Origin of the sequence: Actinomyces ruminicola, from assembly GCF_900103885.1 — a bacterium.
Taxonomy (GTDB): Bacteria; Actinomycetota; Actinomycetes; order Actinomycetales; family Actinomycetaceae; genus Actinomyces; species Actinomyces ruminicola.
Map to the genome: position 1 here is coordinate 139,979 of NZ_FNIM01000002.1, position 15,204 is coordinate 155,182.

The following is a 15,204-nucleotide window of genomic DNA, read 5'->3' on the forward strand; positions in this document are numbered from 1 at the left end:
GCCCGGAGGGCGGCGGGCCGTCGTCGGTGGCGGGTGGGGCGCCGCTCTGCGCGTCATCGGGGTCGGTCTGGCTGGTTGCCGACCGATTGCGGCAGGACGAGGGACCGGCGCATCGGCGCCGCGACGGCGGCCTGGAGGGGAGTCAGGCCTCCGGCGGCGGCGGGGCGGGTAGGGGCTGGCCATCGTTGGCCAGTTCGAGCACGCGCGCGTGAATGGAGGTGCGCCCCTGCAGGGCCGCCCGCAGGGCCCGGTGCAGACCGGTCTCCAGATACAGGTTCCCGTTCCAGGCGACGACGTGGGCGAACAGGTCGCCGTAGAAGGTCGAGTCGTCGTCGAGCAGGCCGCGCAGGTCCAGCTGTGCGCGCGTGGTCACCAACTGGTCCAGACGGATCTGCCTGGGGGCGATGGCCGCCCAGTCGCGCTGCGCAGTGACCCCATGGTCGGGGTAGGGCGCGCAGTCGCCGACAGCCTTGAAGATCACGAGTCCATGCTAACGGGAACGTGTGGCACGCCGGGACGCGGAACGATATTCGGACAGCGCCGGAAGGAATGTGTGCCTTTGTGGCACTCCCGGGCACTCTGGTGCCGTGGCGCGCCGCCGGCGGCCCGGTGGGGTATACGGCTGCGGCGCCGCCCGGCGTCTACCGGCGCAGCAGCGGGCCGGTCAGGTAGTGCTGAATCGTGGGGCCCACCACCTCCACCAGGTGGTCGACCGAGGCACTGGCCACCGGCTCGACCTGGAAGGTGTAGCGGATCATGGCCAGGCCCACCAGTTGGCTGGCGGCCAGGGTGGCTCGCTCGCGCGCGTCGGGGCCGAGCACGCCGACCTGTTCGAGTGCTTGCATGACGGGGGTGGCTATCTGCTCGGTGGCATAGGTCTGCACGGCCTCGGGGGCGCCGTCGTCGGTGGCGACCCAGCGCAGCAGGGCCCGGAAGGTCGCCCCGCCGGAGGAGTCGTCCCACGCGGTCATCGCCAGGCGCACCAGCCGCGGTCCGGCGGTGCGGATGTCACCGGAGACCACTTTGGCGATCTCCTCGCTGGCGCGGATGCGCAGGTTCATGGAGGCGCCGAACAGGTCGCCCTTGGAGCCGAAGTAGTAGGACACGAGCGCCGGATCGACGCCGGCGGCCCGGGCGACCCCACGGATGGTGGTCTTGGCGAAGCCCTTGGCCAGGAAGGAGGCGCGGGCGGCGTCGAGGATCGCCTCGCGCGTGGTCTCGGATCCCGAAGCGCGGCTGCCGGAGCGCGGGCCCCGACGGCGCGTGGGCGCGGCTTTGGAGTCGGTGCCGGAGGGGGCGGAGTCGGTGTCGCCTGCGGCCGGGGTAATCGGGACGGTAGGAAGGAGCTTGCCCGAATGGGATTGCCTGGGTGCGGCCGTGTCGCTCATGTCGTGAGGCTAAACGATCCGGCTCCCGGGGACCGGACGGCAGCACGCCCTCCCAAATTAGGGAAGGCGAGTCGCGCAATATTCAACGGCGTTCAGGGCATGTTCAGGCGGTTTTGGCGCGCTTCGCGGTGCTTGCAGGGAAAAGTTGCCGGGACTGAAGCCCTAAGTCTGAGTTATTTCAACGCCGTTGAAGCCCGGTGGTGCCCGTGATTACGGTTCTATTCGACCCCGGGTCTTGGGAGGCCCCGGAAGTCACGCATTCCGGGCGGGGCCGAGAGGTGAATTCATGACCGCGAACGCTGACCGCAGGAACGACGTCGCACAGCCCGCCGCCGTACCCGCACCGGCTGTTTCCGACGTCGTGCCCGTCGTGGACGTGGAGCAACCGGTGGCCAGCAGCGGCCCCTCCCTCATGGCGATCCCGCTCGGCATGCCCGCTGTTCCCTCCCGTCGCGCTGCGGCGGCCTCCGCGGCAGGCAGCGCCCTCGCCTCCGCCCCTGCTGACCTCGGTGTGGCCCCCGCGGGCGCGGCTCCGTCCGCAGGCGCTGCCGACGCCGGCGGCGACCACGACGCCGCCCCCCTGCGCCTGGGCCTGGACGTCGGCTCCACCACCGTAAAGCTCGTGCTCCTGCCCGAACCGGTCGAGGGCGAGCCCCTCCCGACCCCGGTCTTCTCCGAGTACCGCCGCCACCACGCCGACGTGCGCGGTGAGGTCTCCCGGCTGCTGGCCGAGGTCTCCGCCGCCTTCCCCGGCGCACGCGTGCGCGGCGCCGTCACCGGCAGCGCCGGGCTCAATCTCGCAAACCTCATGGGACTGCCATTCGTGCAGGAGGTCATCGCCGAGACCCGCACCGTCCAGGCCAAGAACCCCGAGGCCGACGTCATCATCGAGCTCGGCGGCGAGGACGCCAAGATCACCTACCTGCACCCCACCCCCGAGCAGCGCATGAACGGCACCTGCGCGGGCGGCACCGGCGCCTTCATCGACCAGATGGCGCAGCTGCTGCACACCGACGCCTCCGGCCTGAACGCCTTGGCGGCGGACTACCAGACCCTCTACCCGATCGCCTCGCGCTGTGGCGTGTTCGCCAAGTCCGACCTCCAGCCGCTGATCAACCAGGGCGCCGCGAGCGAGGACCTGGCCGCCTCCGTGCTCCAGGCCGTGGTCACCCAGACCATCGCCGGCCTGGCATGCGGCCGCCCCATCCGCGGCAACGTCATGTTCCTCGGCGGCCCCCTGCACTTCCTGCCCGAGCTGCGCCGGGCCTTCGAACGCACCCTGGCCGACCAGGTCGACTCCTTCACCTGCCCCGACGACGCCCAGCTGTACGTCGCCGTCGGCGCCGCCCTGCTCGCGGGCGAGGAGGCGACGCCGCTGACCGAGATCGCCGAGCGCCTCGCCTCCCGCCGCGCCGCCGGCACGGGCACCAGCCGCATGCGCCCCCTGTTCTCCGACGACGCCGAGCTGGCCGCCTTCCGCGCCCGCCATGCCAAGGCCACCGTGGAGCGGGTCGGCTGGCCCGCCGCGCCCGCCGACGAAGGCGGTGACGGCGCCCCGACTCGCTTCCAGGACTGCTTCCTGGGCATCGACGCCGGCTCCACCACCATCAAGGCCGTCGTCATCGACTCCCGGAACCGCATCGTCTGGGAGCACTACGCCGGCAACGAGGGCGACCCCGTCACCGCCGCCGTCGAGATCCTGCGCCGCATCCACCTGGAGATGCCCGAGCACGTGCGCATCGTGCGCTCCTGCGTGACCGGCTACGGCGAGGGCATCGTCAAGGCCGCCCTGCGCATCGACGAGGGCGTGGTGGAGACCATGGCCCACTACCGGGCCGCCGCCCACCTGAACCCCGGCGTCACCAGCGTCATCGACATCGGCGGGCAGGACATGAAGTACCTGCGCATCCGCGGCGGCGCCATCGACTCCATCAGTGTCAACGAGGCCTGCTCGGCCGGCTGCGGCTCCTTCCTGCAGACCTTCGCCCAGTCCATGGGACAGTCCATCCAGGAGTTCTCCGCCTCCGCGCTGAGGGCGGACAGCCCGGTGGACCTGGGCAGCCGCTGCACGGTGTTCATGAACTCCTCGGTCAAGCAGGCCCAGAAGGACAGCGCCACCCCCGGCGACATCAGCGCCGGACTGTCCTACTCGGTGGTGCGCAACGCCCTGTACAAGGTCATCAAGCTGCGCGACGCCTCCCAGCTGGGCGAGCGCATCAGCGTCCAGGGCGGCACCTTCCTCAACGACGCCGTGCTGCGCGCCTTCGAGCTGCTCACCGGCCGCGAGGTGGTGCGCCCCGACATCGCCGGCCTCATGGGCTGCTTCGGCGCCGCCCTGACCGCCCGCGAGACCTACGACGGCGTGCCCGGCACGCTGATGAGCCTGGCCGAGCTCTCCCGCTTCGGCTTCACCACCGAGACCACGGTGTGCAAGCTGTGCCAGAACCACTGCAAGCTGACCATCACCACCTTCAACGACGGCCAGCGGCACGTGTCCGGCAACCGCTGCGAGCGCGGCGCCACCCAGGAGCGGCGCAGGACCAAGTCCGACCTGCCCAACCTGTACGACTACAAGTACCGGCGCACCTTCGCCTACCGGCGCCTGCGCCAGGGGCAGGACACCCGCGGCGAGATCGGCGTGCCCCGCGTGCTGGGCATGTACGAGGACTACCCGCTGTGGTTCACGATCCTCACCCAGCTGGGCTTCCGCGTGATGCTGTCGGGACGCTCCAACCACGAGCTGTTCGAGCGGGGCATGGACTCCATCCCCAGCGAGAACGTGTGCTATCCGGCCAAGCTCGCCCACGGCCACGTCCAGTCGCTGATCGACAAGGGCGTGAAGAACATCTGGTTCCCCTGCGTCTTCTACGAGCGCGGGCTCGTGGACGGCGCCGACGACCACTACAACTGCCCGATCGTGGCGACCTACCCCGAGGTCATCCGCAACAACGTCGAGGCCATTCGCGACGGCGCGCCGCGCTCCGACGCCGCGGCCGAGGGCTCCGGGGATCCCGCCGGCCCGGGCGGCGTGCGCATGCTGGCCCCCTTCCTCAACCTCGCCGACCCCGCCAAGCTCGCCGAGCGGCTGGTGGAGGTATTCGCCGACTGGCACGTGACCCTCCCCGAGGCCCGCAAGGCCGTCGCCGCCGGCTTCGCCGAGGACGCCGCCTTCAAGGCCGACGTGCGCGCCGAGGGCCGCCGCACCCTGGAGTGGATGCGCGAGCACGGCCGCAAGGGCATCGTCCTGGCCGGACGCCCCTACCACATCGACCCCGAGATCAACCACGGCGTCCCCGACGTCATCAACACCCTGGGCATGGCGGTCCTGTCCGAGGACTCGATCCTGCCCGAGCCGGCCCCCGACGACGTCGGTGACGGCGCCGAGCACGCGGTCGCCGGCGGGGCGCTCTCGCGCGCCGTCGCCTCTCTCCGCCGCGGCCTGGGGCGTGACAAGGACGACCCGCAGGCGCCCGCAGACTGGTCCGACGTCACCGCCGAGGGCCTGCCGGCGCCGACTACGCCGATCGCCGTCGCCGATGTCTCCCCGAAGCTGCGGGTGCGCGACCAGTGGGCCTACCACTCGCGCCTGTACCGGGCCGCCGAGCTGGTCACCCGCGCCGACGACCTGGAACTGGTCCAGCTGAACTCCTTCGGCTGCGGCGTCGACGCCGTCACCACCGACCAGGTGCAGGAGATTCTCGAGTCCGCGGGCGGGGTGTACACCACCCTCAAGATCGACGAGGTCTCCAACCTCGGCGCCGCCACCATCCGCCTGCGCTCGCTCGCCGCCGCCAGCGAGGAGCGCCGTCGCCGGCGCGAGGAGGAGGCAGCGGGCACCGGTGAGCGGGCAGCCGCGGACGGGGCCGCCGTCGTCGAGGAGACCCAGGAGCCTGCCGCGAGCGTCGAGATCGACACCACCGTGCCGACCACCGACGTCGGCAAGCAGGACGGCGATGCCCCGCGCGAGAACCCGGCGTCCGCGGACGACGGCGATCACACGCTCGCCGGGCGCGCGGCCCGCGGCGAGCGGAGCCTGCCCGCCGCCACCACCCCGGTGTTCACCGAGGAGATGCGGCGGACGCACACCATCCTCATGCCGCAGATGAGCCCGATCCACTTCCGGCCCCTGGTGCCGCTCATGCGCCGCCTGGGATACCGTGTCGAGCTGCTGGAGTCCGCGAGCAAGTCGGACCTCGAGGTGGGGCTGCGCTACGTCAACAACGACGCCTGCTTCCCCGCGATCATGGTGATCGGTCAGCTGATCGGCGCCTTCGAGGACGGCTCCCACGACCCGGACAAGTGCGTGGTGGCCATCTCCCAGACCGGCGGCATGTGCCGCGCCACCAACTACGCCGCCATGCTCCGCAAGGGCCTGCGCGAGGCCGGCTACCCGCAGATCCCGGTGCTGGCCGTCTCCCTGCAGGGCATTGAGGAGAACCCCGGCTTCAAGCTCAGTCCGACCATGGCCTACAAGATGTTGCAGGGGGTGGTCATCGGCGACACGCTGAGCACCTGCCTGCTGCGGGTGCGCCCCTACGAGGCGGTGCCGGGCTCCGCCCAGGCGCTGTACGAGCGCTGGAGCGCGATCACCTGCGAGTTCTTCGAGCACAGGGGCCGCTCCGCCACCTGGGGCGGGCGCATCGGCTACCGCCGCCTGCTGCGCGAGTTGGTGCGCGAATTCGATGCGCTTCCCCTGGCGGACGTGCCCCGCAGGCCGCGCGTGGGCGTGGTGGGGGAGATCCTGGTCAAGTTCCAGCCGGACGCCAACAACCACGTCGTCGACGTCATCGAGGCAGAGGGCTGTGAGGCCGTGGTGCCCGGGCTGCTGGGCTTCTTCCTCAACGGCATGTCCACCGCCCAGTGGCGGGCCGACGCCTACGGCATCGGCGCCGACACCGTCTACCAGAAGCGGGCGGCCGTGTGGTTCATCGAGCAGGTGCAGGCCCCGGCGCGCGCCGCCCTGGCGGCCGCGGACGGCAAGTTCGACGTCGAGTCCCCCATCGCCGAGATGGCCGAGAAGGCGAGCCAGATTCTCAGCCTGGGCAACCAGGCCGGCGAGGGCTGGCTGCTGACCGCCGAGATGATCGAGCTGATCGAGCACGGCGCCCCCAACATCGTGTGCTGCCAGCCCTTCGCCTGCCTGCCCAACCACGTGGTCGGCAAGGGCATGTTCCGGGAGCTCCGCCGCCGCTACCCGCAGGCCAACGTCGTCGGCATCGACTACGACCCCGGCGCCAGCGAGGTCAACCAGCTCAACCGCATCAAGCTGATGATCTCCACCGCCTTCATGGTGCAGGAGGATTCTGCGCCAGGCGGGGCGGCGCGGGCCGAGGCGGCGCCAGGCGGGCAGGCCTCCCCGTCGGACTCCGTGGGTACGCAGCCCCCGACGGCGGGTGCGCGGACGCGGGCAACGGCGGCGTCGGCTGCGGGCCGCCCGCTCACCGGCATCGACAACGCCTCGGGCGACGGCCGCACCACCACCGACCTGATCGCCGACCTCGGCCCAGCCCCCGACGGCACGCCCACCTCGCCGGACGTGGCCGTTCCCGAACGGGTCGGCGTCGGCCGGGCGTAGGCGTCAGTCCTCGGCGCCGCGGGCGGAGCCGGTCAGCTCGCTGCCGTCCACGGAGGTCAGCAGGCAGGAGACCGTGCGGTCGCCCTGCTCCCAGGTGGTTTGCGTGGGACGCAGGGAGGTGACCGCGTAGCGGCCCTGGGAGTAGGCGTCTTCGTAACTGGTGCCGACGTAGGTCTCGAAGGCGTTGTAGCAGATGTCCGAGACGTACTGCTCCATGAGCTCGTCGTCGGGGAAGGCGTCCGCGGAGATCGCGCCCTCGGCGTAGACCTCGTACAGGTGCGGGGCGGCGCAGTCGACCAGGCTCGCGCTGGCGACGGTGCCACCGGACCGCTCGCCCCCGGAGGCGTCCGCCGTCGCACTGGACGGCGCGCCCTCGGAGGGGGCGGCCGGTGCGCCGGATGCCGAGGCGTCGGCTGTGGCAGAGGGATTTGCGGGGACTGAGTTGTCCCCGTAGATGAGGCAGTCGCCGACCTTGATGTCCATGGCGGAGACGGTCCGGGCGCTCGGGGTGGCGACGGCCTCCTCGGGCAGCGGCGTCGTGCTGGGGGCGGCGGACGTCGAGGGCGTCCCCGCGGCGGTGGCGGTGTCTGAGGCGGTGCTGCCCTGGCAGGCCGCAACCCCCAGGCTCATCAGCAGGGCGGCAGGGACGGCGAGCGTGGTGAGGGTTTTACGCATGTCTCTAGGCTGACATACATCCCTTGGTAACGGGCGGGGCGCCGGAAGTGAGTCGCCCGGCCGAGGCTGTGGTGCCGCCGGGCAACGATGGCGACGTAAGGGCCTGGGTGCGCCTGCCCGCGGCCGCCCTTGGCAGGCTGACGGTGGGGCGTAGACATGCCGGTGGCCTGCGGGCCGGGCGATCTCCCGGCCCGCAGGCCACCGCAACGAGGTGCGCGAAGCCCTCGGGGTTCCCGGTCCCGAGGGGCGGTCCTCCTTCGCCGGGGCGACGCGGTACGGGCTCCCATGTACCCGTCCCGTCTCGGATGCGGGTCAGTCATTGGGCTCCCCATACCCTCGTGACCAGTTTCCGCCCGGCGGCAGTAGCCAGGTAACCCGGTGAGGCTGGGAGGAGGCCCGGCGCAGCGCTGTGAAGCGGCTAGGAAAAACCGTGGTGATGGTGTGAAGCGGGTGCGCGGGTGTCACGGATTGCACCACTTTCCCCCGGGGTGAGTCGGCGGGGGCACGCCAAGGCACATGATCATGCGGATCACGGTTACAGGAGCATGGGGCCCGGCGGTGAAAGTGGTGCACTGCGTGACACGGACGCGAATGCACACGGCTCCTCGCGCGCGGATGCCGCGCCCGATCGGTTGGAACGGGGGCGGCTTCAGGCGTGCGTCTTGGCCGCCAAGGTCACTGCCGGGCGCCCGATGGTGATCGTCACGGCGGGAGACGGTTGTTTACAGGAGTGTTGGCAGAAGAAGAAAGAAGCCCCGGAATCGTTGCGATCCCGGGGAAATCTGGTGGCGGAGGATGGGGGATTCGAACCCCCGAGGGCTTGCACCCAACACGCTTTCCAAGCGTGCGCCATAGGCCACTAGGCGAATCCTCCAGGCGCTGCACGCGGCTGCTCACCACGCGTAGCGAGACGCGAATATATCGGACCGGGCGCCCTCAGCGCCAACTCGAAGCGGTGGCATCGGTCACGAATAGCTTTGTGGCGCCGGTTGCGCGTGCTCTGTGTCAGCGGCTAGGCGGTGGACTTGACCGCCTCCGGCCCCCATCGGGTACGCTCGCACCCGGCCCCTCGTGCGGCGTCATCCAGTGAATCCCCCAGGACCGGAAGGTAGCAAGGGTAAGCGGGCTCTGGCGGGTGCACGAGGGGTCCCTGCATGCGACCGTCCGGCGGTTAAGCGATCGGCAATGCACCAGGCGTCGCATCGTGTCGGTGGTCGCGTCTAGAGTCGGGTTGTGACCACCGCCCTCTACCGCCGCTACCGGCCCGACACCTTCCAGGACGTCATCGGGCAGGAGCACGTCACCGCTCCGCTCATGGCGGCCCTGAGTGCCGACCGCGTCACCCACGCCTACCTGTTCTCCGGCCCGCGCGGCTGCGGTAAGACCACCTCCGCCCGCATCCTGGCCCGCTGCCTGAACTGCGAGCAGTTCCCCACCGACACCCCCTGCGGGGTGTGCCCCTCCTGCCGGGACCTGGCCACCGGCGGTCCGGGGTCGCTCGACGTCGTCGAGATCGACGCCGCCAGCCACAACGGCGTCGACGACGCCCGCGACCTGCGCGAGCGCGCCTCCTTCGCCCCCGCGCGCGACCGCTACAAGGTCTTCATCCTCGACGAGGCCCACATGGTCACCCCGCAGGGCTTCAACGCCCTGCTCAAGCTGGTCGAGGAGCCGCCCGAGCACGTTAAGTTCATCTTCGCCACCACCGAGCCGGACAAGGTCATCGGCACCATCCGCTCCCGCACCCACCACTACCCCTTCCGGCTGGTGCCGCCGGACATCCTGGAGGACTACCTGGGGCACCTGTGCCGGGCGGAGGGCATCGGCGTCGGGCCGGGCGTGTTCCCGCTGGTGGTGCGCGCCGGCGGCGGCAGCGTGCGCGACACCCTGTCAGTCATGGACCAGCTGATCGGCGGCGCCGTCGCCGGCGAGGTCGACTACCGGCGCGCCGTCGCCCTGCTCGGCTACACGGACACCACCCTGCTGGACTCCTGCGTGGACGCGGTGGCCGCGGCCGACGGCGCCGGCGTGTTCCGGGTGGTGGACCGCGTGGTCACCTCCGGCCACGACCCCCGGCGCTTCGTCGAGGATCTGCTGCAGCGGCTGCGCGACCTGCTGGTGATCGCCCTGGCGGGCAGCGAGGCCGGCCCGGCGCTGGGCTCCCTGCCCGCCGACGAGCTGGCCCGCATGGAGGTGCAGGCGCGCACGATCGGGGCGGCCGGGCTGTCCCGGGCGGCCGACGTGACCGCCCAGGCCCTGGACCAGATGGTGGGTGCCACCTCCCCGCGGCTGCAGCTGGAGCTGCTAATGGCCCGCCTGCTCCTACCCGCAGGCGCATCCGCCGCCACGCCGACGCCGCAGCCCGCCGCGCCTGCTACCGCGCCCACCGCCGCGTCAGGGCGTCCGGACGCAGCTCGCGGCTCCGCCTCGGTGCCGCAGCGATCGGCCTCGAGTCAGGCGCCCGCCGGTGCTGCACAGCGGCGCCCGGCGCCGGAGCCGGGCGCCGCCCCGCAGCGGCCCCCGGCGCCGACCCCGTGGGAGTCGGACCCCGACACGTCTTCCGCGTCGCAGGCCGCGACCGCCGGGCGGCACCCGCGGGGCGCATCCACCACCCCTCCGGGTCGGCCGGATCCCGCCGTACCGGGAGGAGCGCCGTCCCACCCGTCCGGCCCGATCGACGCGGGGCAGGCCGGTCCGGCCGCACCCGCGGGCGCGGCCGACGCCGAGATGATCCGCGCCCGCTGGGAGGAGGTGCTCGACGCCGCCAAGCGCTCGCGGCGGGCAACCTGGGCGCTGGTGGGGCCCAACTCCCAGCCCGGCGGCATCACGGACGGCGTCTTCCAGGTCATCTTCACCGGGCAGGGGCTGGTCAACGCCTTCGAGAACGGAGGCCATGGCCCCGTGCTGGCTCAGGCCATCCACCAGGCACTGGGGCTGAACCTGGAAGTCCACGCCGTGCTCGCCGGCCCGGGCGGTGGTCCCGGTGGGGCCGCAGGCCCGCGTGGAGGCTCCGGCGGACCGGGCGGTGGCCGTCCAGGCACGCCCGGCGCCGCCGACGACTTCGGCGCGCGGCCCGGCTCAGCCGCGAATCCCCGCGGTGCGGACGCGGCAATGCACGCCCCGGCCGGAAACCGCGGTGGCGATCCCGGGCCGGGCTCCGGCAACGGCGGCGTGCGCGCCTCCGGTGGCGCGCAGCACGGTGTTGGCGCTGCGGGCGGGTCCGCGTCGGTCCCGGCAGCCCCGGCTCCCGTCGGCGACGACGGCTGGGGGGAGGTCGCCGTCCCCGGTGCCCGCCACGCCGCCAGGGAGCAGGCCGCGGCCGCCGCAAGTGCTCCGAGCCCCGCACCGGACGACTCCGCCCGTCCCGACTCGTCCGTTGCCCCGACGTCCCCCGAGCAGTACCCGTCGGCTGGCTCCGCCACCGATGCGGGTCCGGAGAGCCCACACGCCAGGCCGCCGTCTACGCTCGCGGAAGCCGACCCGGCCGCATCCGGCGGCGCGTTCCCGGCCGGTTCGGTGAGCCCAGCGGCAGCCGGCCCCGTCCCGGTCGAGGCGGACGAGCCCGCGCCCGACGCCGACGGCGCATCCAGCGCGGATTCCGCATCGGAGCCTGAAACCGGCTTCGGGCCCGCGGCGCACACCGCCGCACCCGTGGATGCCGCTGCCTATCCGCCGGCGACCGAGGCCGTCCCTGGCACCACATCCGGCCCGGACCCCGCGCCTGAGCCCGCATCCGCACCCGGCGGCGATATCGACCCCGAGGGGGCCCCACTGGCCACCGTGCACCGTCTGCGTCCGCTGCCGGAGATGCCCAAGCCGTCGTCGGCGTCGCCGCCCGCGGTGGAATCGCCCGGCGCCGTCGAGTCGGCTCATACCCCCGGAGCGGCAGGCGGCATGTCGGCGGGATCCCCCGATCCGGTGCCGTCGGATGCCCCGGAGGGCGCCCGGCCGCACCGTCTGGCACCGGTGGCCTGGGACGGGCCGGAGCAGACCTTCTCCGATGGCGTGCCTCTGCCCGAGGAGCCGGGCGACCCGGATGGGCCGGCAGACGACGGGCCACGGCCCGGATTCGGTCGCCTGGCCGCTGCGCAGGCGGCCGCCCGGGCGGCGGCCCGCGGCGGCCGCCACCATCACGACGGAGATGCGCCGGCCGCGCCCGCACGTCCCGCCCTTGAGGACGACCTGCCCAGCGAGGATGACGAGGATGCTGAGGAGGCCGGAGTTGTCGGCCTTGAGGTCGTCAAACGCATCCTGGGCGCCACCGTCCTGGAGGAAGTCACCGTGACCCAGGAAGGACACTGACCTTGCCCGCTGCCTACGAAGGCGCACTTCAGGACCTCGTCGACCAGTTCGGCGAACTACCCGGAATCGGCCCTAAGTCCGCTCAGCGGCTTGCCTTCCACATCCTGTCGGCGGACGCCGACAGCGTGGAGCGCCTGGTGGAGGCGCTGCGTGCCGTGAAGTCCCGCGTGCGGTTCTGCCAGACCTGCGGGAACGTGGCCGAGTCCGAGCAGTGCACCGTCTGCCGCGACCCACGGCGCGACCGGCGGGTCATCTGCGTGGTGGAGGAGCCCAAGGACGTGGTCGCGATTGAACGCACCCGCGAGTACCGGGGCCTGTACCACGTGCTCGGCGGCGCCATCGACCCGATCAACGGGGTCGGTCCGGACGACCTGCGCATCCGCGAGCTGTTCACCCGGGTGGGGGACGGCGAGGTGGAGGAGGTCATTCTCGCCACCGACCCCGACGTGGTCGGAGAGGCGACCGCCGCCTACCTGACCCGCATGCTGCGCACCATGGCCGTGCCCGTCTCGCGGCTGGCCTCCGGCCTGCCTGTGGGCAGCGACCTGGAGTACGCCGATGAGGTCACGCTCGGGCGCGCCTTCGAGGGGCGCCGGCGGATCGACGAGGAGGGCTGAGCGGGGAGCCAGGATGGAGCAGCATTGTCGGAAACGGTCACAAACGAGTTTTTGACACCGAATGACTGCTCACGGATCGTTGGAATCATGCGGTTTCGTAATCGGGCTGGGCGGCCGAATCGGGCGTTTGTGACCATTTGCGACAATGCGGGGCCCGTGGGGCGCGTGTGTGCTACGTGTCGCGGCGGATGAGGGCGAGGGCGTAAGCCGCGAGGCACAGACCCGCCCAGGTGGCGAGTACAAGCGCGGCGGCCGCGGGCGGCAGGGCGGTGACGTCGTAGCCGGGGGCTCCGAGCAGGCTGAGGGCGGCCTGGTCGGGGAGGAGCCGCAGGACCTGGGGCCATTGCAGGATGCCGGTGCCGACGATGATGGGCACGGTGATCAGGATTCCTAGGGCCGCGATCGCGGAGCGCAGCAGCCCGGCCAGGCCGAAGGCGATCACCGACATCAGCAGGTAGGCCGCGGTCCAGCGGGCGAAACATGCTCGCGTCCATGTTGTGCAACATACTGGTATTCGTGATGGCGGGCGTCATCCATTCGGACCACACAAGTGCCGCATGCTCGTCGGCGGTTCAGGCCAACCGGATACCGCGGGGGAGCGGACCCGCCGGGACCCGCAGTCGGCGGGCCGCGGCCCAGGCGCCGCCCGCGCCGAGCAGCAACAGCAGCGCCGCGCTAGCCGGCCAGAACGCCACGTGGTCGGCGCGCGACCAGTCGTGGGAGTACCCGTCGTCGTTGACGGATTCGGTTTGCACGTCGCAGTGGTTAATGACCGTTGGTTCTGAGGACTGCGGGTCGCGCATCTCGTCGACTCCGCGGCCGAGCCCCTCCAGCAAGCTCTCGGAGTCATAGTGGTCCTGCGGCGCGCGGGCGGAGAGGTCTCCCAGTGCCACGAATGGATTGGGAATGAGCATCCACCAGATCCGCTCGGCGTGAGTGACCGTGGTGTGGTATCTGTAGGGATCCTCACGGCACACCAGCTTGTCCTCCGTGGAGGCGTCATAGTCGATGCTGTAAGTGATCCGTTCCCGTTGCTCCTGCACCAGGGGAGTGGCGATCGCCAGAGCGAGCGGCGTACCGACCGTCAGCGCCGCCACCACCAGGTAAGTCAGCACCGCCGACGCCGAGGCGCGCGCCGTCAACGCGGAGAAGCCCAGGCCGATGCCGCACACCGATCCCAGCGTCACCACCAGCAGTAGCAGGTGGCCCAGCAGCGCCGGCAGAGTCGCCCCGCCCACCGCCGCCAGAATCAGCAGGAACGGCAGCGCCACCGCCAGGAAGGCCATGGCCGCCACCCACGCCGCCAGCAGCTTCCCGACGGCGATGTCCCAACTGCGCAACGCCGTCGCCTGCAACAGCGCCAGGGTCGCGTCGGCGCGGTCCCCGTTGATGGAGGTGGCCGACAGCGTGGGTGCCACTACCAGCCCGATCCCGAGCACGAAGCACAGCACCACGTCGTACAGGACCGGCGCGAACTCCTCACGCTCCATGCCCGCGGAGACGGACAGCCCCGTCATGCCCACGAACAGCACCACGAGCACCAGCGCCCACACCAGCAGCATCACCCACCAGCGGGTCGACCGCACTCGCTGCCGCAACTCCAACACCATCACGGTGCGAACTCCCCGCAGACTCATGCCCGCTCCTCCTCCATTGCGAGATACGCCGCTTCCAGCGCACCGGTCACCGGAGCGAAGGACACCACCTCGACTCCGTCCTCAACGGCCAGCCGCAGTATGCGTGCCGCAGCGGCGTCGTCGGGCACTTCCAAATGCGCGGAACCGTCGGGATCGACGACGGCGCCCGGCGGCGCTCCCGCGCGCACCCACGAGGCCAGCCGCTCGGGGCTCAGGGCCCGCATTCGCCAGGTGGTGTGCAGCGGCGTCGGGCGCACCGGCACCACGCCGCCGGCCGCCGCAGTTCCCGCGCCGGAGTCCGCGACAGAATCGCCTGCGTCCTGGCCTGAGGCCGTAGCGGCGTCGTTGGCGGGGCCGGCGTCGGGCGGCACAACCGCACGCCCGCGGGACATGAAGACGACGCCGTCGACCATCTCCTCCAACTCGCCCAGCACGTGGCTGGAGACCAGCACCGTCGCCCCCTGGCCGGCCAGGTCCCGCAGAATACCGCGCAGATCGGCGCGCGAGCGGGGGTCCATTCCGGCCGCGGGTTCGTCGAGTAGCAGCACCTGCGGGGAATGGACGAGTGCTCGCGCCAGGCCCAGGCGCTGCTTCTGTCCGCGCGAGAGCACCCGTGCCGGGGTGCGGGCCATGTCCTCCAGATGCACCAGGGCGAGCATGTCGGCGGTGCGCTCGCGGGCGGTTACGTCGTCGAGCCCCTGGGCGGCGGCGAAGGTCAGCAGAATCTCCGTGCAGGTAAGCGAGTCCCAGGTGCCGAAGGCGTCCGGCATCCAGCCCACCGCCTGGTGCACCTGACGCGGCTGGGTGACCGGGTCCAGGCCCGCTACCTTGATCGTGCCCGTATCGGGGCGCAGCAGTGCCGCCAGCATGAGCAGCAGGGTGGTCTTGCCCGCCCCGTTGGGGCCGACCAGGCCGGTGATGGCGCCGGCGGGCGCGGATAGGCTCAGCCGCTGCACGGCCGGCGCCGACCCGAAGAAGCGTGTGACCTGGGTCGCCTCAATGCTCATGGG

9 protein-coding genes, 1 tRNA gene and 1 other RNA gene are annotated in these 15,204 nt (G+C 71.9%); 4 read left to right on the forward strand and 7 right to left on the reverse strand.

Annotated features, from left to right (window positions below):
- Window positions 1-142: 142 nt before the first annotated feature.
- Together BLR49_RS03935 and BLR49_RS03940 are read right to left on the reverse strand one after the other, a co-directional pair.
- On the reverse strand, window positions 143-481 hold the full coding sequence (locus BLR49_RS03935; protein ID WP_092533766.1) for a type II toxin-antitoxin system VapB family antitoxin: 339 nt from the start codon (window positions 479-481) through the stop codon (window positions 143-145).
- Window positions 482-641: 160 nt separating this feature from the next.
- Window positions 642-1,388, reverse strand: coding sequence for a TetR/AcrR family transcriptional regulator (locus BLR49_RS03940; protein ID WP_092533768.1), 747 nt, complete (start codon window positions 1,386-1,388; stop codon window positions 642-644).
- A 286-nt stretch (window positions 1,389-1,674) separates the two neighbouring features.
- On the opposite strand from BLR49_RS03940, the gene BLR49_RS03945 reads away from it, so the two are divergent.
- Window positions 1,675-6,963: an acyl-CoA dehydratase activase-related protein gene (locus BLR49_RS03945; protein ID WP_245690408.1), complete on the forward strand. Its 5,289-nt coding sequence runs from the start codon at window positions 1,675-1,677 to the stop codon at window positions 6,961-6,963.
- A gap of 3 nt (window positions 6,964-6,966) precedes the next feature.
- Here the strand turns inward: BLR49_RS03945 and BLR49_RS03950 are convergent, their stop codons facing one another.
- Both BLR49_RS03950 and BLR49_RS03955 read right to left on the reverse strand, forming a co-directional pair.
- On the reverse strand, window positions 6,967-7,638 hold the full coding sequence (locus BLR49_RS03950) for a septum formation family protein (protein ID WP_092533771.1): 672 nt from the start codon (window positions 7,636-7,638) through the stop codon (window positions 6,967-6,969).
- A gap of 786 nt (window positions 7,639-8,424) precedes the next feature.
- Window positions 8,425-8,512 (reverse strand) — tRNA-Ser (locus BLR49_RS03955).
- A gap of 186 nt (window positions 8,513-8,698) precedes the next feature.
- Between BLR49_RS03955 and ffs the strand changes: the two genes are divergently transcribed.
- The 3 genes from ffs to recR all read left to right on the forward strand — a co-directional run bounded on the left by ffs (window position 8,699) and on the right by recR (window position 12,557).
- Window positions 8,699-8,793: signal recognition particle sRNA small type (gene ffs, locus BLR49_RS03960), an RNA gene on the forward strand.
- 78 nt (window positions 8,794-8,871) lie between these two features.
- Window positions 8,872-11,940, forward strand: coding sequence for a DNA polymerase III subunit gamma and tau (locus BLR49_RS03965; RefSeq protein WP_092533774.1), 3,069 nt, complete (start codon window positions 8,872-8,874; stop codon window positions 11,938-11,940).
- A gap of 2 nt (window positions 11,941-11,942) precedes the next feature.
- Complete coding sequence (gene recR, locus BLR49_RS03970; protein WP_092533777.1) at window positions 11,943-12,557, forward strand: recombination mediator RecR; 615 nt, start codon at window positions 11,943-11,945, stop codon at window positions 12,555-12,557.
- A gap of 172 nt (window positions 12,558-12,729) precedes the next feature.
- Here recR and BLR49_RS03975 read toward each other — a convergent pair whose 3' ends face one another.
- From BLR49_RS03975 to BLR49_RS03985, 3 genes are all read right to left on the reverse strand, one after another.
- Window positions 12,730-13,005, reverse strand: coding sequence for a hypothetical protein (locus BLR49_RS03975; protein WP_092533780.1), 276 nt, complete (start codon window positions 13,003-13,005; stop codon window positions 12,730-12,732).
- Between the two features lie 124 nt (window positions 13,006-13,129).
- Window positions 13,130-14,194 (reverse strand): ABC transporter permease, encoded by a 1,065-nt coding sequence (locus BLR49_RS03980; protein ID WP_092533783.1) that lies wholly within the window; start codon window positions 14,192-14,194, stop codon window positions 13,130-13,132.
- Window positions 14,191-15,201 carry an ABC transporter ATP-binding protein gene (locus BLR49_RS03985; protein WP_092533786.1) on the reverse strand — a complete coding sequence of 337 codons (1,011 nt, stop codon included), beginning with the start codon at window positions 15,199-15,201 and terminating at the stop codon, window positions 14,191-14,193. The genes BLR49_RS03980 and BLR49_RS03985 overlap by 4 nt, the downstream gene beginning before the upstream one ends.
- Window positions 15,202-15,204: the final 3 nt, after the last annotated feature.

What these genes read in the sequence shown, in the direction of transcription:
- BLR49_RS03940 (WP_092533768.1), bottom strand. Translation starts at nt 1,388, where the DNA reads ATGAGCGACACGGCCGCACCCAGGCAATCCCATTCGGGCAAGCTCCTT.
- BLR49_RS03945 (WP_245690408.1), top strand. Translation starts at nt 1,675, where the DNA reads ATGACCGCGAACGCTGACCGCAGGAACGACGTCGCACAGCCCGCCGCC.
- BLR49_RS03950 (WP_092533771.1), bottom strand. Translation starts at nt 7,638, where the DNA reads ATGCGTAAAACCCTCACCACGCTCGCCGTCCCTGCCGCCCTGCTGATG.
- BLR49_RS03975 (WP_092533780.1), bottom strand. Translation starts at nt 13,005, where the DNA reads ATGTCGGTGATCGCCTTCGGCCTGGCCGGGCTGCTGCGCTCCGCGATC.
- BLR49_RS03980 (WP_092533783.1), bottom strand. Translation starts at nt 14,194, where the DNA reads ATGAGTCTGCGGGGAGTTCGCACCGTGATGGTGTTGGAGTTGCGGCAG.
- BLR49_RS03985 (WP_092533786.1), bottom strand. Translation starts at nt 15,201, where the DNA reads ATGAGCATTGAGGCGACCCAGGTCACACGCTTCTTCGGGTCGGCGCCG.